Source organism: Psychrobacter sp. GP33, from assembly GCF_014119005.1.
In the GTDB taxonomy this organism is placed as follows: domain Bacteria; phylum Pseudomonadota; class Gammaproteobacteria; order Pseudomonadales; family Moraxellaceae; genus Psychrobacter.
On record NZ_JACGYX010000004.1, the window covers coordinates 178,603 to 201,662 of the forward strand.

Genomic DNA, 23,060 nt, shown 5'->3' on the forward strand with positions numbered 1-23,060 from the left:
GTAGCCTGTAAGTGTGTTAAATCTTGTAATTTCAATCAGTTAACTCTGTCAGTTAACTTAAAAGCATCTAAAGAAACTAACTTTGTACTATTTAAACTAAAATAGTGTTTAACCCTAAGTTTGATAATTAATATGCAACCTTCTCATAATGGCTGCGCTAACTTTTACATTGTTATCACCAACTTAAAATTTCAAAAGGTTATCGCTGCATATACACTGACCGACTGTTCTAAAATAGTTAATTTATAACCTTTACTGCTACTGCTATTTTGAAAAATATTAATTAAACAATACCGTCCGCTCTTAATTTAGCAATCATATCGCTGTCGTACCCAAGCGCGGCAAGCGTACTATCAGTATGCTCACCCAAGTGTGGTGGTGGCGAGCGGTAAATAACCGATGAATCTGAGAGTTTAATAGGATTGCCAAGAACTTTGACTGGACTGCCTTGATTAGTAAAATCAACCACCATCTCACGTGCTTGCGTTTGCGGCATACCAAGCGCTTCTGCGATATTATGAATCGCACCGCTTGGAATACTGGCTTGCTGCAAGCAATCTAACCAATAGACACGCGAATGTTCAGTAAATTTTTGCGCCAACCAGCCACACAGCAGCTCACGATGTACCACTCGCGCAGGATTGGTCATAAAGCGCTCATCTTCATACCAATCGACGCCTAATACTTTACAAAGCTTGGTAAATTGCTGATCGTTGCCACAGGCTAAGATGAAGTGCTGATTGCCTTCAGCTGCAAAGACTTGATAAGGCACTATATTAGGATGTTGATTGCCCAGTCTTGGTGGCACTTGACCGGATGCCAAGTGATTCATACCAACATTAGCCAGCATCGAGATAGCACTGTCGAACAATGCCACATCAACCAGTTGACCTTGTCCGGTACGCTGACGCGCTATTAATGCGGCTTGTATACCAATCGTGAGCTGCAAGCCTGCAAATAAATCGACGACTGCCACGCCAACCTTATGGGGCTCGCCATCAACAGGTCCGGTAATGCTCATCAAACCTGACAAACCTTGAATGATATAATCATAACCGGGAAGCGCCGCATCGGGACCCGTTTGCCCAAAACCGGTTAAAGACGCATAAATAAGACGCGGGTTGCTTTGCTTTAAACTCTCATAGTCCAAGCCGTATTTTTTTAGCCCATTAACTTTAAAGTTCTCCACTAAAATATCGCTATCAACGGCAAGCTGTCGGATAATTTTTTGTCCAGCAGGCGTGGTTATATCAACGGTCAATGATTTTTTATTACGGTTAATAGTCGCATAATACGCAGACGTATTATCAGCAAATATTGGCGGTGCCCAGTGGCGCGTTTCATCGCCAATATCGGGACGCTCGATTTTAATGACTTCTGCACCAAAGTCTGCAAGCACTTGGGTACAAGATGGACCTGCCAATACTCGAGACAAATCCAGCACTTTAATGCCGTGCAGAGCTCCTTGTTTATCCGTAGGTAAATCTAGTGTATTGACAGTCATAATAATCCCTTATTGCATAACGTCTTTCTTGCTATAACTTTTACTACAGCATTGCTTTGACTTTAAATAAATACGGCATCAACACTAAAAAACGTACGCTACCGCTTATAAGCAATTAGTAAAAGCTCAACACTAACGTACATTTATAGTCTAAAAATGAACGATTACTTGTTAATAAAATGCCTGAATACCGGTTTGTGCACGCCCTAGAATAAGCGCGTGGATATCGTGCGTGCCTTCATAAGTGTTAACAGCTTCTAAATTCATCACATGACGAATGATATGGAACTCATCAGAGATACCATTACCGCCATGCATGTCACGTGCGATACGCGCAATCTCTAATGCTTTACCACAGTTATTACGCTTAATCAGTGAAATCATTTCAGGCGCCGCATTATCTTCATCCATTAAACGCCCGACACGTAGCGCGGCTTGCAGACCCAGCGTAATCTCAGTTTGCATATTGGCAAGCTTTAACTGTACCAACTGCGTAGCGGCAAGAGGACGACCAAATTGTTTACGGTCAAGGGTATACTGGCGTGATGCTTTCCAGCAGAATTCAGCTGCCCCCATCGTGCCCCACGCAATGCCATAACGGGCTTTATTTAGACAACCAAACGGACCTTTTAAACCACGGATATCTGGGAAAGCATTTGCTTCAGGGACAAATACCTTATCCATGACAACCTCACCGGTGACAGACGCACGAAGCGAGAACTTACCTTCGATTTTCGGTGCGGACAGCCCTTTCATGCCTTTATCCAAAATAAAACCACGAATATCACCAGCATCATCTTTTGCCCACACCACGAACACATCAGCAATCGGGCTATTGGTAATCCACATCTTATTACCAGTCAGCTCATAGCCTCCAGCAACTGCGCGCGCGCGCGTTGTCATGGATGCAGGGTCTGAACCTGAGTCCGGCTCTGTTAAACCAAAGCAACCCACATATTCGCCGGTTGCAAGCTTAGGTAGATATTTTTCTTTTTGCTCTTCAGTACCATAAGCATGTATCGGATGCATCACCAAGCTTGATTGCACGCTCATCGCTGAGCGGTAGCCAGAATCAACGGCTTCTACTTCTTTAGCAATCAAGCCATAAGCCACACTCGACAAACCTGCACAGCCATAACCGTCAATCGTTACGCCAAGCAATCCCATCTCGCCCATCTGACGCATGATATCGCGATCAAAATGCTCATTACGGTTTGCTTCAACAATGCCAGGCATCAGCTCTTTTTGAAAAAACTGACGCGCGCTGTCCGTTACCATGCGCTCTTCATCAGTGAGCTGGTCACGTAATAAAAAAGGATCTTCCCAGTCAAAACGTGGACTGCTGTAATTTGCCATGTGATGCTCCTTGTTATCAGTCGTTCTGACCAATAGATTATTATTGCCTAGTATGATTGATACGATAATAATTGACTTATTTGTTCCGCTATGCAAAACTTAGTTTCACATTATTAATCCATTTAAGCAAAAAACTTATCCCATGTAAACCTTTATTCTAAAATACGGTTATAAAATGACTAAAAACTTAGTAAGTCCGACCTCTTTACTCGAGCGAATCAATGACACCTCAAGCCAAAGCAAGGCTAATGAAGATCGGCAATTTGTCACTGCACTAGCACGCGGGCTGGCATTACTTGCCGCATTTGAACAGCATGAAGAACTCAGTCATCAACAATTATGTCAATTAACCACCTTGCCCAAAGCGACAGTGACTCGCTTAATTTATACTCTCACCACCCTTGGGTTTTTACGGACAACCCTGCATGGACAATATAAATTGGGCAGTAGTGCAGTACGGTTGAGCGCAACAGCTTGGAGTCGTTATGATGTCGTCACGTTTGCAGAACCATTATTACGGCAGTTTGCAACAGAAAATGAAGTGTCAGTAAATTTAGCGACAGAAATTGATGGCGAAATGCGCTACTTAGCCTGTTGTCGTAGCCCAGCGCGTTTATCAGTGAATTTAAAGGTCGGCTCAGCAGTGCCTGTTGAACATACGGCGATTGGACGGGCTTTTTATGCAGTAAGCTCACTGGCTAGACAAGCCGTTATTACCGCTAATTTGAAGGAACGTTTAGCTGACAACGACTATCAGGAAGCACAAAATTCACTCGCTCAAGCAGCACAGTATTATGACACGCATGGCTATACGCTCTCAGATGGAGAGTTTTCTACTGATATTTTGGCGGTAGCAGTAGGTATTTTTGATGTTACGACAGGACGTTATATGTATTCGTTAAATGCCAGTGTGCCTCGGGCTAATTGGCAAAGCGATGATTATGCGGCAAAAATTGTGCCCAAATTGCAGGCGCTTGCGGAGAAGATTGGGCGCGGTGACTAAGAATTCATTTATAATAGATACCAAGACCATAAAACTTCTATATGGTCTTGCGCTTATTAAGTCATAGTATCAAGAAATATTTAAATCAATAGTTTTATCTGATTATTAAAGCAATTGTCTGCCCTTATAATAATAAGGGCTATATAAGCTTATTTACTCATTACTTGTTTCGTCTGCTTCACGTTTAATTGACATTATTTCTAATAGGTACTTTTTACCTTCAGGTGTTATTTCCCAATAACAATTAGACCCTATACTATTAAAGATTATATAACCTAAACCTAAGAATTGAACTTTTACTCTCTCAAAATCAGTAAAATCTATTTCTGCTGACTGAAAACTTTCATATCTCCTCGAAGATATATATTCGCCCAAAGTATTGAATACTACACTTTCATCTTCTTCATTGAGAATTTTTAGACCAATACTTTTGAACAAGTTGTTCCAAGTTACTTCTTGTTCCCAAGATGTTTCTTCTCCTTCAAAGAAAGTACATTTCACTGAAATTGAAACTTTATCATCACCTTGAGCTAAATTTAGCATATCACTTTTATGGTTTTGTAACTCTTGAACTTGTTTCTCTAATCTACTGTTTTCTTGTCTAAGTTCATTCAGTTGCTTTAATAATTCAGTATTATCAGTTGCTTCATTACCTCTTATCCATCCGATAGCCGGATATGTTTTAATTGTTTTAGGCAAGCTCAACGCGACTAAACCAGATAATTCTTTTGCATCATTCCAAAACTTAACTAAACGATTAGTAGTCACTTTTTTCTTAAATACTTGTAGTTTTTTTTGAGCAGTAGAGTCCATTTCTACTTTTTCAACAGCTAGCTTTTCAGGGCTACCATGTACTAATGCGATAACCTTAATACCTTTACTAATGGCATAGTCGTACTCCATTTCTGTATAACTGACGCCCTCATCGGATAAACTGCCATATCTACCACCTATAATGAGTAGATAATAATCACTGTCATCAATTACTTTTTTAATGAATTCAAACTGCTCTTCATCCAAAGCAGGAAATAGTTCCATGCCAGCAGGAATACAATCCATCTCCATCAGTGTCTGAATAACATTGCTTCGTTCATCCTTTAAGTCTGCAAATGTAGAGCTTACAAACACTTGATATCTCTTATCCACTTTTTTTCCTTATAATTTAATATAGCTTAGTGATTTCTCTAACTGAGATAGTTATTCAAATAACATCAATCATAGTCGATGTGTATATAGTGCTTGATACGAATATTAATAGTATGGTTATATTTTATATAGCAAATTCCTCATTCATTCGCCTTAGATGTATGTAGTTTTATCAATTCCTCATTATAGCTATTAATAATGACTGGTAAGCTCAAAGCCGTTTCGTATAATATTAGACCCGTTAGCAAGCCGTTACGCACTTTATGCTTGTCCCGTGATATCATAGGCACCAGATATACGCAGCTCTTTAATAGTTGAGCGACTGACCTTATATTAACAGTCTGTCTTCTATTATATTCATTACTTATGGTAATGAGAGCTGCGTTTTTTATTTTTCATGTTTTCTAGTTGAGCGTTACTATGCCCAAATCTCGTACCAATCTGAATCCTACATCGGAACATAACTCCCCTTATTTGATCGGCTTGTTATTACGCTATAGCACCTTTGGCGCGGCGATATTATTATTCCTGGCAGGATTGTTATTATGGAATTGGTGGCTAATTGTCATTGGAGGATTCGGGGTAGCTTTGGGTATTTATGATGTACTGCAATCGAAACATGCCATCTTAAACAACTATCCAGTTGCCGGTCACATCCGCTACGTGTTGGAGGATTTTCGTCCTGAGATTCGTCAGTATTTGTTAGAAAACGATAAAGAACAAGTGCCGTTTTCGCGCCAGCAGCGGGCGCTGGTATATCAGCGTGCTAAGAACGTCAGTGATACTAATGCGTTTGGGACACTCGATAATTTATACGCGCATGGTAAAGAGTGGTTTTTACAATCAGCACTAAGTGAACCGTTAAAAAACAAAGATTTTCGGATTACGGTAGGCGGTGAGCGTTGTTTGCAGCCGCACGATATGTCGGTGTTTAATATCTCTGCAATGAGCTTTGGTAGCTTATCGGCAAATGCCATTATGGCGCTCAATCAAGGCGCAAAAATGGGCGGCTTTACCCATGATACCGGTGAAGGTGCTATTAGCCCGTATCATCGCAAATTTGGTGGGGATTTAATTTGGGAATTGGGCACCGGCTACTTTGGCTGCCGTGATGATAAGGGTCACTTTGACCCGCAGTCGTTTGCCGAAAAAGCCATTGACCCACAAGTCAAAATGATTGAAATCAAGCTGTCGCAAGGGGCAAAACCTGGGCAAGGCGGCGTGCTACCAGCCGAAAAAATCACTCAAGAAATTGCAGATACTCGTCAAGTACCAATGGGACAAGATTGCGTATCGCCCTCTTCGCATTCAGCATTTAGCAACCCACGCGAACTGGTGGCGTTTTGGCAAAATTTGCGTGATTTATCAGGCGGTAAACCGGTTGGTTTTAAATTATGTATTGGGCAGCCGTGGCAATTTATGGCAATCGTTAAAGCCATGATTGAAGCCGATAATTATCCTGATTTTATTGTAATTGATGGTGCTGAAGGCGGTACGGGTGCTGCACCAGTAGAGTTTATGGACAATGTTGGTATGCCCATGGTTGATGGGTTTTTATTGGTACACAATACGTTAGTTGGTGCAGGTATCCGTGACAAAATTAAACTTGGCGTTAGCGGTAAAATCGTCTCAGGTTTTGACATTGCACGCTTAATTGCGCTGGGTGCAGACTGGTGTAACTCAGCGCGCGGCTTTATGTTTGCCGTTGGTTGTATTCAATCGCGCTCATGTCATACAAACACCTGCCCGACAGGTGTAGCAACCCAAGACCCGTATCGTCAAATGGCGCTTGATGTGCCAAGTAAGGCGGAGCGAGTGGCAAGTTTTCATAAAAACACTCTTAAATCTCTTGCCAGCATTGTGGGCGCGGTTGGTTTACAGCACCCAAGCCAGTTACAGCCGTATCATATCGCCCGACGTTTGGATGATGGGCAGATCAAACTGTTGTCCAAGTTCTTTTACTTTACCGATGAGGGCGCGCTGCTCGACCAAAGTGCCCGCGCTGATGTCTTTAATCAGATGTGGGTGATGGCAAATGCGGACAGCTTCTTAGCGGATAATGATGCGCTCATTGCTTACAATAGAGACTCGCGTGATAGAGGTAAAGAAACCAAAGCGCCTACTCTAGAAACCAAGCCAGAACTAAACTTAGAACCAAATATGTCAACCACTTTAGAACCAACATTTAGTAAAGTCAGCTACAGCGATGGTGGTCGATTGACTGGGAATGTCAATCATACTTCTCGTGATTTTCCCGAATCGACAAGCTAAATTGTTAAAAATTTATTTGTCAAACTTAGCTATTGCTAATTACCTCAACTGTTAACTATCTCCACGTTATAGAAGACTGACGAACCATGCTGCGTTCTATTTTTACTTTCCCTTATTTAACGGTGTTAGCGCTTGGCGTGTTTGGCTTGAGCGTCAGCGCTTGCCAGCCAAATTCTACGGACGCATCTGACATTGATGCTGAGCCTTGGTCATGTGAAGAGGCATCATCACCCTTTACGTATAGCGTCTGTCATATCAGTGCCGATGCGGTTGCTGACACCAACGTAAATAACGGCAATTATGCTTTACAGTTATTTTGGCAGAAGACTGATAACAAGACCCGGCTGCTCACCTTCGAGAACGTATTAAATACGTTACCCTCATCAAAAAACTTGGTTTTTGCCATGAATGCCGGCATGTATAACGAGGTTTATGCCCCAATTGGCTATACCGTTATTAAAGGTAAAGAGATACGCGCACTGAATACCAATAAAGGCGGTGGCAACTTTCATTTACTGCCCAATGGCGTGATGTGGTGGGACAAAGCTGGTAGCGTGCACATTACAGAAAGTCGTGAGATGAAACGGCAGCTGGCTAAAGGTACAAAACCTTGGTTTGCTACTCAATCAGGTCCCATGCTGGTTATCAACAACAAGATTCATCCGCAGTTTAATAAAAATGGCACCTCCACCAAATTCCGTAATGGGGCTGGCGTCTGTGAGGATGGCAGCATACAGTTTGTCAATAGCAATGAGCCAGTGACCTTTTATCAGTTTGCCGCTTTATTTAAAGATAAGCTGAAGTGTCCGAACGCGCTATTTTTTGATGGCGGGATTGCTTCAGCGTTTTATGCACCAAGTATCGATAAGCACGATAAAAAAGATATGGGTGTCATCATCGGCGTGGTTAAGCGCCAGTAAATAGTCAGGCGGAACTGCCCAAGAAAGCTGCCCAAGTGCGTGTTTAGTTTGCTACAATAGCGCCAATTTTTGACGTAATTTTTTATACTTAACGCTTATGCTTTTATACTGAACGTTTATCCTTGCATCTCTGTATTGTCATTCACCTCCGTTATCAAATCACTGTTAAATAACAGGATTATTACATTAATAAAGCGAGACTATTATGGGTTTTAACTGTGGCATCGTCGGTCTACCAAACGTGGGTAAATCCACCTTATTTAATGCCTTAACCAAAGCGGGTATCGCTGCTGAAAACTTCCCGTTTTGTACCAAAGATCCCAATACAGGTATCGTACCCGTACCAGACCCACGCTTAAAGAAATTGGCTGATATTGTCAATCCTGAGCGCGTATTACCAACGACGATGGAGTTTGTTGATATTGCAGGTTTGGTTGCTGGCGCATCAAAAGGCGAAGGCATGGGCAACCAGTTCTTAGCCAATATCCGCGAAACCGATGCCATTGCTCACGTGGTACGCTGCTTTGATGATGATAATGTGGTGCACGTTGATGGTCGCGTCAGCCCGATTGATGATATCGAAACCATCAATACCGAATTGGCGTTAGCTGACCTTGAAGCGGTTGAACGTGCCGTATTTAACTTGACCAAAAAAGCCAAAGGCGGCGATAAAGACGCAGCAGCCATGCTTGATGTGTTTAAGAAAATCGAGCCATTATTAGCAGAAGGTCAAGCCGCACGTGCTGCTAACTTAGATGCCGATGAGAAAAAACTGATTAGAAGTTATGGTTTAATTACCCTTAAGCCGACCATGTATATTGCTAACGTCAGCGAAGATGGTTTTGAAAATAACCCTTATCTTGATGCGGTACGTGACTATGCGACTGGCGATGATTCTATTGTCATTGCGTTATGCAACCAAATCGAATCTGAAATTGCCCAGCTTGATGAAGACGACAAAAAAGACTTTTTGGCTGAGATGGACATGGAAGAAGCGGGTCTTGACCAAGTGATTCGCGGTGGTTACGACTTACTTGATATGCAGACTTACTTTACTGCTGGGGTCAAAGAAGTACGCGCATGGACAGTAGCCGTTGGTGCAACCGCTCCGCAAGCAGCAGGCGTGATTCATACCGACTTTGAGCGCGGCTTTATTCGTGCCGAGGTCATTGCATATGATGATTTTATCGAAAATAACGGTGAAAAAGGCGCAGCTGCCGCTGGTAAATCACGTTTAGAAGGCAAGACTTATATTGTGCAAGATGGTGATGTGATGCATTTCCGCTTTAACGTATAAATGCCTTGTAATACGCTTTGATATCTCTCTTTACACAGTCTTAGCATAGAACAACCAAAAGTCAGCCTTTGTGCTGGCTTTTTTTATTATACTGAATTCACTATCAGCTCGAAGCAGACAGCATTCAAAATAATAAAAAGGAATATGGATTTATGAGTACTCAGTTGCATAAGCCACTTAACGCCAATGAGCATTGGGCACGATTGTTTAGCGCACAGCGTTTGGGCAGTGATAAGCTACCGCCTACTCAAAATAGCGCCCGTAGTGCCTTTCATAAAGATTATGATCGGCTGGTATTTTCGCACTCGTTTCGTCAACTCAATCAAAAAACCCAAGTCCATCCGCTCACCAATCGATTGGGCATTCATACCCGTTTGACTCACTCGTTAGAGGTTTCCTGTATCGGGCGCTCTCTTGGCATGATGGCAGCAGAAAAGCTACATGATAAGCTGGAAGGTGGTTTACCTGACGGTGTTACCCCTGCCGATGTTGGCGTGATTGTACAAGCGGCTTGTCTTGCCCATGATATTGGTAATCCGCCATTTGGTCATGCGGGCGAATATGCGATTCGAGATTGGTTTTTACATCCTGAACGCGAGCGTCTTTTGCAGCATTTAAGCGTTGAAGAACGGCTAGATATCACCACCTATGAAGGCAATGCGCAAGGGTTTAGATTATTAGTCAACAATGAACATCACCCTGATAAAGGTGGTATGCGCTTAACCTGCGCAACTTTGGGTGCCTTTATGAAGTATCCGTGGCGCGCCATTCACAGCAATGCGACCCAGAATAAAGAGCTTCAAAGCAACACTCAAAAATTCGGTTGCTTTTCTAGTGAAGCTGCCCAATTAGAACAACTAGCTGTTTGTTTGCATCTGCCACGCTCCTTGCAGCATGAGGGTTACGCTCGTCATCCGTTAGCGTATTTATTAGAAGCAGCGGATGATATTTGCTATGCGCTGATTGATTTAGAAGATGGCGTGCATTTAAATATGCTCAATTATGATGAGGTTGCTGCTATTCTGCAGACCTTGATTGGTGAATCATCAGATGCTATCCGCTTACCCTCGCACATGTCAGTACGTCAACGCCTAGCAGCATTACGGGCACGAGCGATGATGCGCTTAGTTAATACAGTTACCGATGCATTCGTCGCCAATAGCGATGCCTTACTAGCGGGTACATTGATAGGTAGTTTGTTCGCGCATTGTGATGCAACAGTACAAAATGGCATTAATAATGCTAAGCAATTGGCACGTGAAAAAATCTTTAATCATCCCAGTAAAGTGCGTATGGAGCTGATGGCTAATCAATGTCTACATCGGCTACTGGACGCCTTTATGCCACTGGCGTGGATGGGTATCGCGCAATTACAAAGCGCGCCCATGTCATTTGAACAACAGCGTCTACTACGCTTGCTACAACCGCATCTTGATGAGCAGCAGCGCTTATTGAGCAATAACCTTTATCATAATATCCTAATTATATTAGACTTTATCACCGGTATGAATGATCATGAAGCCTATCGCTTAGCTCAAGAGCTGCAAGGTCATTGGGGCAACATGGTTTAAAAGACGGTTTAAAAAATGGTTTAAAAAAACCAGTGAGATTTGAGCTTTTAGAACTTCAATCTCATTTTTACGTTAAAATGAGTAACATATCCTTTTATAAACAACATAGCTTTCTATAAATAACATACTCCCTATTAGGTAATATTAGATATTATGAGCAGTCGCGAACAAAAAAAGCTCCAAACCCGTCATGCCTTTTTTAATGCCGTACTTGATTTATGCATGACCGGACAATCTTTTAGCTCAATCAGCTTACGTCAAGTGACGCGTGAAGTTGGCGTCGTACCCACTGCATTTTATCGGCATTTCGATGATATGGAGTCGCTTGGGCAAGCATTGGTAATTGAAGAGCTCGGCAGTACGCTGGCAATATTAAGTCAGGGCTTACAAATTGGGCGTAAACGCAGCTTTGATCGGCAAATTGCCAAAAGTATTCAGTTATTTTTATATACCGTCAGCGATAAGCCGCGCTACTGGCAGTTTTTGGTCAGCGAACGTTTTGGTGGCTCAGAAGCGGTGCGTAAAGCCATTGGCAATCTGATGAAATTGCATGCACAAAGTTTAAGCGAAGATTTGGCATTGCAGCCAGCATTTGCTCATATTAATGCTTTTGATCGGCGGCTGTTGTCTGAAGCTGGCGTCAATATGTTCTTTTCGTGGATTATTGATTGGCTCGAGTTGAGCTATTCTGAGGATCATGATGATGAAGCTGACTTGGCAGAGATTGAGAAAAAGAAGCAGTTAATGCTACATAACTGTACCCGTCAGGCACAAATGTTGTTTTATGGCGCATACAATTGGAAATCGAGTGAAGAGACGCGCTTGAACGATTAGTTTTTTCTTTCACGCGCACCATCTATCTAAAACATCATGAGTATTATGCTCTAAAAACTGGGACGAAATGCCCATAACCGTTGCGACACAACTTTAATCACTTTAGCGTTTTGCTCATTACCGTTAGCATTACCATTGCCATTAGCAACATTATTATTCTCAGTAGCGGGCGCAGCGTCAATTTTACTAATGAGTACCGTCGCATACCGTTGCCGTGCTTTGTTCGTATTGGCATTATCTGTTGCAGTGATCAATGCCATAAACGCGCCGCTATCGACTGCCAGTAATGTCGCTAAAGCTTTGCGCTGCTCGCTATCAAGCGTCATAAACGGTGGTAATTGCCAAATATCATTTACCAAAGCAATCGGCTGCTGTTGACGTAATGTTATCAGTGGTTGCAGTTGCTCAGCGCTACTGCCTTCTATCAACGCTGCCAATACAGCCGGACTTGCTGTATTGATATTAATAGGCAAATAATAAGGAACAGCGGTTAGATAAGGACGCAAGGTTACTAACGCTTCAGTAGTCACGCCGCGCACCTCTTGCAGTTGCTCAATACTGACAAACGGCTGATTGGGCAGCGTGGTAGTCGTGCCAGAACTTGCAGCCTGCCTATATACCACGTTTTCATCACCACCATCTTTATACACTTCGGCATCGGCATCTTGCCAATCAAGTATCGCAACAGCAATCTCAGGCGCTAGATTGAGCTGGGTCAATAACCGCTGCAAGACTTCAAGCGCTACGGTATCCGTCTTGCCATCATGATACAAATTATTAATGTTAAAGCGGCTGGCTTCATCGCGTAATTCAGCGCTAATGCTATGCGTACCCAAGCTATAAGGCAGTAATGGCTGCGCCCAGATATCTTGTGCACTATCAGTCTCATTTAGCGTGTTATCGGCGCGAATCAACGTTATTGCCAGTTGTTGACCGGCATTGATGTCTTGTGAGAGCTGGTTTTGATCAAACAATACCCCACTACGGCGGATGGCAATTTTTTGACTGGCAAGCATCGCCCCTGCAACCACAGTGATGCTAACCACCAACAGTAAAATGGTTAATAATGCCACGCCGCGCTGAGAGGTTGCTGTCATTGCTCGTATTCACTTATTATGGATAGAGTGCCATGATTAAGGTACAGGTGTATTGTCCAATGAGAGATTGCCTTGCCCATTACCTTCATCATTACCGTTAGGATTGTTATTAGCATTATTGCCATTGGGATTATTATTTGCGTTTTTTCCTGAATCTGTGTGGCGGTTTAAAGGAATGGCTTGTGGTGCTAACGCCCATTGCCAAGTTATCGGTAGCTCTTGGTAAGTAAAACCAAGCCCGATACCTTTGGGAAGTAGCATTGGTGGTTTGTTAGCTGCACTATTTGCTTGACCTGATACTGCGTTATTATTTTGATTGTCACTGTTTTTATTAGGAAAGGTTGCACTAACCTCTGGCAAAAAAGCTTGCCAGCGACCTGCTGTGACGCCTGCTAACACGACGCTATCAAGACTAATACCATCTGCGCCGCCCTGAATACTGACATATTGGCGACGAATCAACTTTTCATCGGTGAAAATATAGGCAACACGCTGCAAACTTGGACTGGTTTTATAGCGCGGATCGGGATCGGCAAAGCGAATAAAGCTCAGCTGTTCACCATCTAAACGTATAAAGGGTTCAGGAATAACAGCAGCAGTATTGGGGTTAGCACTGTTATTGGGGCTACTATTATTGGCATTGTTATTTAAGTTGTTGCTAATACTATCTTGCGCCATAAGTGAATGATAAGACACGATTTGCCCCATATCTTGCTGGATTTGCAAATAAGCATATTGTAAGACCGCCAGCTGATCGGCATGAAATTGCGCCCGTTCGCGCGCACGATTGACACTATCAAATACTTGCCAACCAGCAACGGCAAGCACAGAAAATATCGCCATGGCTACCATCAGCTCAAGTAAAGTAAAGCCGCGCTGCTGCATTTATTGCCCTACCTTTTGCTCAGAACGACCCATATCCAAACTAGCAACTTCCTGCTTTGCATCACTTAATATTAAATTTATATCGTTAACAACTGGACGCGATTGCCTATCTATAATGGGCGCAACGGTTATATTTACCTGTTTTAATGCAGGCGATAACGTGTCAGATAGGGTGGTGGTTACTTGCCAGTCTCGACCTTGTTCATTAATTGTTTGCACGCGATTGCTAGTCAGCCAAGTGTCTTGGATACGTAAGTCTGCCGCTGCATTTTGTGCGACAAAGTGGGCAAGCGTACGGGTTTTTAGCACATCTACTGAGTTTAGATAGGCGCTACTGGCGCGACTAGCAGAAACCGCAACCACTGCTAAAATCGCCAGCGCTACCATCACTTCAATCAAAGTAAAACCTTGCTCGCGCGATGACATGGATAATGATGGTGGAGATAATAGTAAAGGTAATTTTTTCGGTTTATGCATCTTTTTTAAGGTATCGGACATTACTTATTGCCCTTTTCCAGTAATGATACTGCCATCCGGCATTATCGTAATCACCTCACCTACCAAGCGCGATTGGTGCCGCACCTCGATGGTAACCGGCGCCGCTTGCCCGGTGCCAAACCATAACACTTGCGGCACCAATTGCCCTGTAAACCACGGCTGTAGCACTTGCGCATCTGACGCGCTATTCATACCATTACTACCACTCGACGCCTCTAAACTTTGGATATTTAAGCTAACACCAGCTGGCAGTTCAGGTAAGGTAACATCCATTTCCCGCTCCCAGCTTGGTGTGGGTATTTGCGCGGTAGCTGTGTTCGAAAATTCTGTTAGCCCTGATATATCAGTAGATAGCTCCATCGCATTTTTAGGCACACTATCCTTATTATCACCTGTCTGAATCGGTGTTTGATAATGCGCATAAGGATTAGACAACGTAATAATGACTGGTACGACTTGACCTTGCTTGTCGGCTTGCAAGCTCAGTCCCATCGGTTGCATACGCTCAGCAGATAGCAGACGAACGTAATTCAAAGAGTCGGTAAGATGCTCATAAAAAGCATGGTTTTTACGCGATTCACTGCTACCAACGGATAAACTTATCATGCCAGCAAAAATAGAGATGATGACCACCACCACCACGATTTCAACCAAAGTAAAACCTGACTCTGAGCCAGATATCATTGATGGGCGCATTGGTAATGCTATTGATGATGGACGTATTAGCGAGGGAAAATTATGGACGTTAGGCGTTACAACAACAGGAGAGAATATTAAGGATGGATAGGAGAAAAATTGAGGCGTATAAGCTGGCAAAATAGGTGCGAAGCTGAACTGACGTTGGACAGTGAGCGGCATTATGCACCTATGAATAAGTATGTAGCCTATTATTTACGTAAGAGCCATTTAGGTGTAGCTATTAGATATAGCCATCTTAATAAGTGGTATTACGATGCGCTTCAGATTCAGTCTCAATCTGTTCAACCAGCTCTTGCATATCGACATCCAGCACGCCTTCATTCACCTCACAAAGTGGGTAATGACTGGGTAAATCGAGCATTTGCACCACAAGTGCATAGCGCAAAGTATCACGGCGACCCAAATAGCGCTGATAAAAACTAGAATTTAGCAGTCCTGCCCCGCCCTGACCCATTGCCCAAATCGAGGACAAATAATCTCGCGTCGTCATACTGCTCTGCTCATTTTTTAAATGGGCACTGACAATATCAATCAGGCGTTTCATACGCTGACGGCGAATATCATATAGCTCGCCAAACAGACGATTAAGACCTGTGGCAGACGCCGCAAGGCGCTCTTCAATTTGATTGAGCAACATGGCTTTTTGCGGATTGAGCAGCTGCTGAAAAATCATCCGTGCTACGCCCGCTGAGGGGCAATCGTCAATCCGATTAATAGCAAACAACTGCTCTTCATAACGAATAATAATACGCAAATATAGTTCATCTTTACTGGAAAAATGCTTATAAAGCGTACCTTTTGCCAAATCCAATTGGTCAGCAAGACTGTCCAAAGTGATATCGCCATTGCCCGACTCTAGCAGTAACTGCTCAGCCATCGCTAAGATATTTTCTTCTCGAGCTTTGAACTGGTGTTGACGACTCATGACTGCTCCAAAAATCCGTTAAGATATCGCCACTAACCACTATTATATAAGCGACTTGACGACTGCCATTGCTAAATGACTGACTGGTCATAGCATAACGACTTTAGAGATACTGTGCCAGTAAATTTTCAAAGTTTTTTGCTGTTAATGCACCAACTTCTTCAACATCCATACCGTACAAATCAGCAAGACAACTTGCCACATAAGGCACATAAGCCGGCTCATTAGGACGACCCCGTTTGGGTACGGGCGCGAGATAAGGGCTATCGGTTTCAATCAATAATCTATCTTTGGGCATCTTTTGCGCGGCATCACGAATTATTTGTGCGGTTTTAAAGCTGACAATACCTGAAAATGAGATATAAAACCCCAAATCAAGGGCTTTTTTTGCCGTCTCCCAATCTTCAGTAAAGCAGTGAATAATACCGTGCTCTGCATTTTCTGCCTTTAAAATAGCAATGGTATCGTCTTTGGCTTCACGAGTATGAACAACTAAAGGTTTTTTCAATTGCTTACTGGCTTGAATATGGCGAGCAAGGCTAGCTTGTTGCTCAATTTTATTATCCGTTGACCAATAATAATCCAGCCCCGTTTCGCCGATTGCCCACACTGAATCGTTGCCTGCCAACTCGACCAAGCGCTCTACCGTCGCCGATTGCAGCACGTTCATATCCTCACACGGGTGAATGCCCACACTCATGCCCAAGTTTAACGACTCATCACTATAAGTGCGAACAATGTTAGCAATCTCGTCATACTCAGCAAAATCGCACATGATTGCCATTGCCCGTGTGACATTGGCTTCTTTCATCGCGGCAATCGCGCCGGACAAGTCACCATTGTGACGAGTCAAATCTAAACGGTTTAAATGGCAATGAGTATCGGTAAACATAAAGGCTCTCATAGTTATAAAAATGCGATTATAAAATTTGTGCTCACAAAGCTTTCTGTAAAAAAAGTATATAGCTATAAAACTTAACGTTATAAAATATAGTAACAGAGGACTTAATTGCCTTAATCATGCTATTTTTCAAGAGCATATATTTTAATTACCAATGGCTTTGTTTATAAACTTAAATACTATCTCATTATAACTATTACTCTATACCACCTACCCTAACAATATCCATAATTTGCAAATACTCGTCTTCTATCAGCCAAAAGTGAATATCGACCGACTTATAACGCATCACAAAAGGCTGAAGCTGCTCCTTTCGGCGATACGCAGGACGTGGATCTTGAGCAATGAGTGCCGTAATAGTTTCTATATCTGCTGCTAATAGCTGCTGTTGCATCGTGTAAATAACGGCAGATATATCAAATTTACTATCTGCGTTTTTATCTTGCTGACTAATTTCTATTATATGTTCAAACTTTGCACGTGCCTGCTCTGTTATCGTTACCGTTAACGGTGCTGGCGCAGCTGGCGCAAAACCACTTTTTACGCCCTCCAGCGCATCGCTATAAGCCACGTATGGCTTAATATCGACTATAGGCGTACCGTCAATCATATCAGCACCACTAATAATTAATAGTACCCGACCTTCTACCACCTCAATACGCTCAAGCTTAACCACAGACAAGCCTAAACCCGATGGACGATACATACTCCGGCTGGCAAATACACCTATTTTTTTATTGCCACCGAGGCGTGGTGGTCGAACTTGAGCGCGAAATGCATGCTCATTGTTAGCAGATTTAGTAGACGAATTGGCTTTATTAATAAAATTATGATGAAACTGCCAGCTTATCCAAATGTGACTAAACGCATCTAAACCTACAAATGCCGCTGGCGTATCATAAGGCGCGCGCATTTCAATCACGCTAGTAAGCGCTACTAGATTTGGTTGTCTTGGTGCGCCAAATTTTTGTGATAAGGGCGCACGGTGATAGCCAATAATCGGCATAGCATGGCTAGTTTCCGGACAACAGGACATAAAGCCTCTCCGTAAAGCATTAAATGAGGATAAATCAGCGACGATAACCTTATATAATCCTCTATACAGAGTTTTTCGCTAACGATATTCCATTTTATCATGCTATGACTGAGCAGCTTGGCGGATTTTTATTTTAAATTTTGGTATGATAAGCAACCATATTTATTGAGAATGGCTTGCATTCATCTGAGTATAGCGCTGCTGTAGCTTTATAACTGGCTGACTTACGTCATTGTTAAAACACGAAAGTTGCTAAGATATACTTTACATTTACTACTGTGCCAATGCTATTTTCATATTTACTATGATGAGCGCCATACCCTCTAATTTTATAGCAAAATTATTTTATTATTATAGCTTTTAAACCAATAACGAGAAATTAACGGGGACTTTATGTCAAAACTTCGCACCGAAACGGTCACAGAGGTTCATCATTGGAATGACGCCTTATTTAGCATCAAGACCACACGCGACGATGGCTTACGCTTTCGTAATGGTGAGTTCGCCATGATTGGTATCGTGGTTGATGGTCGCCCATTGCTACGCGCCTACTCGATTGCTAGCCCCAATTATGAAGAACATTTAGAATTCTTTTCTATCAAAGTTCAAGATGGCCCATTAACCTCACGCCTCCAGCACATCAAAGTGGGCGATGAGCTATTAGTGAGCAAAAAACCAACGGGTACTTTGGTATTAGATGACTTACTGCCAGGTAAACACTTATATATGCTCTCAACAGGCACCGGACTTGCGCCATTTTTAGCATTAGCACGTGATCCTGAAGTTTACGAGCGCTTTGAAAAAATTATTTTAGTCCATGGCGTACGCTGTGTTGGCGACTTAGCATATCGCGATATGTTCGAGAACGAACTGCCAAACGATGAAATATTTGGCGAGTGGTTCCGTGAAAAATTCATCTATTACCCAACCGTCACCCGTGAAGAATTTCGAAACCAAGGTCGCGTGACTGACTTAATGAAATCAGGCAAGCTATTTAAAGATATCGGTCTGCCTCCAATTAATAAAGATGACGATCGTGTAATGTTATGCGGTAGTATGCCATTTAATGCTGAAGTCTCTACAATTTTAGATGACTTTGGGCTGACGGTCTCTCCAAGAATGGGTGTACAAGCAGATTACGCTGTTGAGCGTGCCTTTGTTGGTTAACATGACGCTACATCAGTCAGTAATTGCACATTTTATGTCTATTAGATAATTTAATCGCTAATTGTGATAAATAATTCTTGACGGTTAAAAATAGGCTGCTATAATACGCAGCCTATACAGTAACTACTGTAGCCCAATTCAATAATGTTTAGCTAAAGTAACATTATTACCTAACACGCCGGTGTGATGGAATTGGTAGACATGACGGATTCAAAATCCGTTGCCTTTAAAAGCGTGTCGGTTCGAGTCCGACCACCGGTACCACTATACGAAACCCTTATAATCTATGGATTGTAAGGGTTTTTTATTGCGACTAATTTTTGCTTTTTAAATTTACTGATGAAAAGTATCAATTTATTTGTTGATGTATGCTAGATTCAATTATTACTGCTTGTTTTTGGATACGCTATAAAAGTAAAACTAACTAAAAATTTCGTCGATTCAATAGATTATACTGAAAGTGGAATTGATGTATACCGAGAAAATATTAAATCGACCCGTGATTATCGAAGACTGAACATTCTTATAGAATGCGACAATGAAAAGATAAAATTAAACTTCTCAGATTAAAGAAAACGCCACTCATATGCTGATTGAAGCATTAAACGACCATCCTTCCCACATGATTAACTATCCAAGTTATAGCATGGCTGTACGCCTAAAACGCTACGATCGTGTCATAGAAAGCGTATAGATAAAACCATTCGTGCATCGTTGTAAACCCAAAGCCAAGAGATACTCATTAAAAAGTTTAAACGAGAAAAAATACAATTCCCACTAAGTTTCGTGACGATCAGAAGCGAGCTAATGACTTATTCTATTGTCAGTTCACCGCTCATCGCCCTAATCCTTGCGAAGCAATGCTTCTTACAGTCGCTAATTTTATCTATATCGAGACGATTATCAGCTAAGTTTGTATAGTCAAATATTTTACGGTCTTAATTCTTCTTTAAGTAAGTCGTCAAAATATCCCATATCCATTTTTTCCATACAACAAATCCTCATACATGAATTTTACTCATCTTTAATTCAATTTAAGTCGTTTTTATTCATGGTTTGGTTCAGGTATGATTCATCTCATACAGACATTTGGTTTTCTCTCAGACAATGAGAATAGATTAAGGGTGCAATCACCATGAGTAATGAATTCAGCTGTTCAATTTCGAGCATTCGTTTTGATGAAAACTATCAGCCTGCAGACAGCACACGTCTGACGACTAACTTTGCAAATTTAGCTCGTGGCGAGCATCGCGAAGAGAACTTATGCAAAACGTTAAGAATGATCAATAATCGTTTTAACGCGTTGGCGCATTGGGACAATCTAACAGCAGACCGTTATTCTGTAGAAATTGATATTATTTCTGCAAACATGGATATTGAAGGTAATGGTAATACCTTCCCTGTAATCGAGATGTTGCAAACCACGATTGTTGACCACAAAGATAACACGCGTATTAACGGTATGATTGGCAACAGTTTCTCGTCTTATGTGCGTGATTATGACTTTAGTGTCGTCCTGTTAGAACATTATAATAAAAATCCAACATCAAAATCACCTGCGCATTTTGGCGATTTGCATGGCAAACTATTTCAATACTTATTAAATTCAGAAGCATATCAAGCCAACTTTAATAAAAAGCCTGTGATTTGCCTCAGTGTGTCAACCAGTAAAACCTACCACCGTACTGCCAATCAGCATCCGGTATTAGGGGTTGAATACAGACAAGATGACTATTCGTTAACTGATGAGTATTTCCACAAAATGGGCTTAACCGTTCGCTACTTTATGCCTGTCGGTAGTGTTGCGCCATTCGCGTTCTATTTTGCGGGTGACTTGCTGAGTGATTACACGGATCTTGAGCTGATCAGTGCGATTAGTACGATGGAGACGTTCCAAAAGATTTATCGTCCCGAGATTTACAATGCCAATTCTACGGCTGCTCAAGTGTATCAACCCAGCTTGAAGTACCAAGATTATTCACTGACGCAAGTAGTATACGACCGTGAAGAGCGCAGCCAGATGGCGGTAACTCAAGGTAAATTTACTGAAGAACAGTTTATTAAGCCTTACCAAGCCATTCTTGAGCAATGGGCGGCAAGCTATTCTGTGAAAAAAAGTGACGTTAAAAAAACAAGCTGCCTAAGTTACTTATAGTCATACTATAAAAATATAAGAAAAGTCTAATATAAAATATAAAAAGTGAATAAATATGAAACTATTATTACCCACGTCAACCGCTGGCAGCTTACCAAAACCATCTTGGCTTGCAGAACCTGAGACCCTGTGGTCACCTTGGAAACTAGAAGGTGACGAATTGATTGAAGCCAAACAAGATGCACTACGTTTATCATTGCAAGAACAAGTGCATGAAGGGCTGGATATTGTCAGTGATGGCGAGCAGACCCGTCAGCATTTTGTAACCACCTTTATTGAGCACCTTGATGGTGTCGATTTTAAACAGCGTGAAACCGTGCGCATTCGCAATCGCTATGATGCGAGTGTGCCGTCAGTCGTTGGTGCGGTAAGCCGTCAAAAACCAGTGTTCGTTGATGATGCGAAGTTTTTACGTCAGCAAACCAATCAACCGATCAAATGGGCGCTGCCAGGTCCGATGACGATGATTGACACGCTATATGATGGTCATTATAAAAGCCGTGAAAAATTGGCTTGGGAATTTGCTAAAATTCTAAATCAAGAAGCGCGAGAATTAGAAGCTGCTGGGGTTGATATTATCCAATTTGATGAACCAGCATTTAACGTGTTCTTTGATGATGTGAACGACTGGGGTATCGCCACGTTAGAGCGCGCTATTGAAGGTCTAAAATGTGAAACGGCTGTGCATATTTGTTATGGCTATGGTATCAAAGCCAATAATGATTGGAAAAAAACACTGGGTTCGGAGTGGCGCCAATATGAGCAAGCCTTTCCTAAACTACAACAGTCTAAAATTGATATTATCTCGTTAGAGTGTCAAAATTCACATGTACCGATGGATTTGATCGAATTGATTCGCGGTAAAAAAGTGATGATTGGTGCTATTGATGTGGCGACCAACACCATCGAGACTCCTGAAGAAGTGGCAAACACGCTACGTAAAGCGCTGCAATTCGTTGATGCTGACAAGCTGTATCCGTCGACCAACTGCGGTATGGCACCCTTGCCTCGCGAAGTAGCACGAGGTAAGCTAAATGCGTTAAGTGCAGGTGCGGAAATCGTTCGTAAAGAACTGACTGCCTAAGCGCCATCTAAAGACAAGCGATAGTCAAATTTGGGATGCAAGAGATGATTGAAGCAAGCGATTTTAAAAATGGCATGGCGTTGTTAACCACTGCAGTTAGTGTGATCACCACAAAAGGTGCCTCGGGTGCTCATGGATTTACGGCATCTGCGGTATGTAGCGTCACCGATACACCGCCAACTTTGCTTGTTTGCATGAATCATGCGTCACGTTCACATGCCCATTTTATTGATAATAAAACTTTAAGTGTCAATGTGTTAGGCGCACAGCACGAAACCATATCCAATGCCTTTGCCTCCAAATTAGGTTCAGAGGAACGGTTTGAGCAGGGCTCTTGGGCTGAACTAGCAACGGGTGCCCCTGTATTAGAAGATGCACTGGTCAGTTTTGATTGTGAGATTGAGGACATTCAGCAAGTTGGCACGCACAGTATTTTTATGTGCCGTGTTGTGGCCATCAAACAAAGTGAACAAAGTGAAAGTTTAATTTATTTTAATCGGGCTTATCATCATGTTGCTCAAGTAGAAATCGCTTAATTTAGGTGTCTAATTATTAGCAATAATAATTATCTTATTATGAAAAAATATTATGCACATCATAATGCGTACTAATTCATATTTTAATCAAAATATCAGACAAAATAATAAAATTAATAGGATAGAACAGTTCTGACCATCGTTAATACTTATAGCAAAAAAGCCTCCCTATTCG

The 23,060-nt window shown here is 42.1% G+C and carries 20 protein-coding genes and 1 tRNA gene; 11 read left to right on the forward strand and 10 right to left on the reverse strand.

The window, feature by feature from the left end; translation table 11 throughout:
- Positions 1-283: 283 nt before the first annotated feature.
- On the reverse strand, positions 284-1,504 hold the full coding sequence (locus tag H2245_RS07170) for a CaiB/BaiF CoA-transferase family protein (protein WP_182406707.1): 1,221 nt from the start codon (positions 1,502-1,504) through the stop codon (positions 284-286).
- Positions 1,505-1,675: 171 nt separating this feature from the next.
- The gene (locus H2245_RS07175) at positions 1,676-2,860 is read right to left on the reverse strand and encodes an acyl-CoA dehydrogenase (RefSeq protein ID WP_182406708.1); all 1,185 of its coding nucleotides are present in this window, start codon (positions 2,858-2,860) and stop codon (positions 1,676-1,678) included.
- Positions 2,861-3,035: 175 nt separating this feature from the next.
- Between H2245_RS07175 and H2245_RS07180 the strand changes: the two genes are divergently transcribed.
- A complete protein-coding gene (locus H2245_RS07180; protein ID WP_182406709.1) occupies positions 3,036-3,863 on the forward strand; it encodes an IclR family transcriptional regulator in 828 nt (275 codons plus the stop codon).
- A gap of 153 nt (positions 3,864-4,016) precedes the next feature.
- Here the strand turns inward: H2245_RS07180 and H2245_RS07185 are convergent, their stop codons facing one another.
- Positions 4,017-5,009: a DUF4062 domain-containing protein gene (locus tag H2245_RS07185; protein ID WP_182406710.1), complete on the reverse strand. Its 993-nt coding sequence runs from the start codon at positions 5,007-5,009 to the stop codon at positions 4,017-4,019.
- 420 nt (positions 5,010-5,429) lie between these two features.
- Here H2245_RS07185 and H2245_RS07190 point away from each other — a divergent pair, with 420 nt between their 5' ends.
- The 5 genes from H2245_RS07190 (at position 5,430) to H2245_RS07210 (ending at position 11,902) form a co-directional block, all read left to right on the forward strand.
- Entirely contained in the window at positions 5,430-7,280 is a 1,851-nt protein-coding gene (locus tag H2245_RS07190; RefSeq protein WP_182406711.1) for an FMN-binding glutamate synthase family protein, read from the forward strand.
- 86 nt (positions 7,281-7,366) lie between these two features.
- Positions 7,367-8,200, forward strand: coding sequence for a phosphodiester glycosidase family protein (locus H2245_RS07195; protein ID WP_182406712.1), 834 nt, complete (start codon positions 7,367-7,369; stop codon positions 8,198-8,200).
- 205 nt (positions 8,201-8,405) lie between these two features.
- Complete coding sequence (gene ychF / locus H2245_RS07200; protein WP_182406713.1) at positions 8,406-9,497, forward strand: redox-regulated ATPase YchF; 1,092 nt, start codon at positions 8,406-8,408, stop codon at positions 9,495-9,497.
- Positions 9,498-9,649: 152 nt separating this feature from the next.
- On the forward strand, positions 9,650-11,068 hold the full coding sequence (locus H2245_RS07205; protein WP_182406714.1) for a deoxyguanosinetriphosphate triphosphohydrolase: 1,419 nt from the start codon (positions 9,650-9,652) through the stop codon (positions 11,066-11,068).
- A gap of 153 nt (positions 11,069-11,221) precedes the next feature.
- The gene (locus H2245_RS07210; protein ID WP_182406715.1) at positions 11,222-11,902 is read left to right on the forward strand and encodes a TetR family transcriptional regulator; all 681 of its coding nucleotides are present in this window, start codon (positions 11,222-11,224) and stop codon (positions 11,900-11,902) included.
- Positions 11,903-11,952: 50 nt separating this feature from the next.
- On the opposite strand, the gene gspK is transcribed toward H2245_RS07210, so the two are convergent.
- The 7 genes from gspK to tsaA form a co-directional block, all read right to left on the reverse strand.
- Positions 11,953-12,999, reverse strand: a complete 1,047-nt coding sequence (gspK, locus tag H2245_RS07215) for a type II secretion system minor pseudopilin GspK (protein ID WP_182406716.1) — start codon at positions 12,997-12,999, stop codon at positions 11,953-11,955.
- A 36-nt stretch (positions 13,000-13,035) separates the two neighbouring features.
- On the reverse strand, positions 13,036-13,884 hold the full coding sequence (gene gspJ, locus H2245_RS07220) for a type II secretion system minor pseudopilin GspJ (protein ID WP_182406717.1): 849 nt from the start codon (positions 13,882-13,884) through the stop codon (positions 13,036-13,038).
- A complete protein-coding gene (gene gspI, locus H2245_RS07225; protein ID WP_259365130.1) occupies positions 13,885-14,382 on the reverse strand; it encodes a type II secretion system minor pseudopilin GspI in 498 nt (165 codons plus the stop codon).
- A 3-nt stretch (positions 14,383-14,385) separates the two neighbouring features.
- Positions 14,386-15,240 (reverse strand): prepilin-type N-terminal cleavage/methylation domain-containing protein, encoded by an 855-nt coding sequence (locus tag H2245_RS07230; RefSeq protein ID WP_259365131.1) that lies wholly within the window; start codon positions 15,238-15,240, stop codon positions 14,386-14,388.
- Positions 15,241-15,316: 76 nt separating this feature from the next.
- Positions 15,317-16,006: a TetR/AcrR family transcriptional regulator gene (locus H2245_RS07235; RefSeq protein ID WP_182406718.1), complete on the reverse strand. Its 690-nt coding sequence runs from the start codon at positions 16,004-16,006 to the stop codon at positions 15,317-15,319.
- Between the two features lie 103 nt (positions 16,007-16,109).
- Complete coding sequence (locus H2245_RS07240) at positions 16,110-16,898, reverse strand: TatD family hydrolase (protein ID WP_182406719.1); 789 nt, start codon at positions 16,896-16,898, stop codon at positions 16,110-16,112.
- 205 nt (positions 16,899-17,103) lie between these two features.
- Positions 17,104-17,943: a tRNA (N6-threonylcarbamoyladenosine(37)-N6)-methyltransferase TrmO gene (gene tsaA, locus H2245_RS07245; RefSeq protein ID WP_182406720.1), complete on the reverse strand. Its 840-nt coding sequence runs from the start codon at positions 17,941-17,943 to the stop codon at positions 17,104-17,106.
- Positions 17,944-18,336: 393 nt separating this feature from the next.
- On the opposite strand from tsaA, the gene H2245_RS07250 reads away from it, so the two are divergent.
- The 5 genes from H2245_RS07250 (at position 18,337) to H2245_RS07270 (ending at position 22,885) form a co-directional block, all read left to right on the forward strand.
- Complete coding sequence (locus H2245_RS07250; RefSeq protein WP_182406721.1) at positions 18,337-19,110, forward strand: ferredoxin--NADP reductase; 774 nt, start codon at positions 18,337-18,339, stop codon at positions 19,108-19,110.
- A 177-nt stretch (positions 19,111-19,287) separates the two neighbouring features.
- Positions 19,288-19,374 (forward strand) — tRNA-Leu (locus tag H2245_RS07255).
- Between the two features lie 871 nt (positions 19,375-20,245).
- Entirely contained in the window at positions 20,246-21,265 is a 1,020-nt protein-coding gene (locus tag H2245_RS07260; RefSeq protein WP_182406722.1) for a DUF1852 domain-containing protein, read from the forward strand.
- 55 nt (positions 21,266-21,320) lie between these two features.
- Entirely contained in the window at positions 21,321-22,349 is a 1,029-nt protein-coding gene (locus tag H2245_RS07265) for a methionine synthase (protein ID WP_182406723.1), read from the forward strand.
- 44 nt (positions 22,350-22,393) lie between these two features.
- Positions 22,394-22,885 carry a flavin reductase gene (locus H2245_RS07270; protein WP_182406724.1) on the forward strand — a complete coding sequence of 164 codons (492 nt, stop codon included), beginning with the start codon at positions 22,394-22,396 and terminating at the stop codon, positions 22,883-22,885.
- The last annotated feature ends 175 nt before the right edge of the window (positions 22,886-23,060 follow it).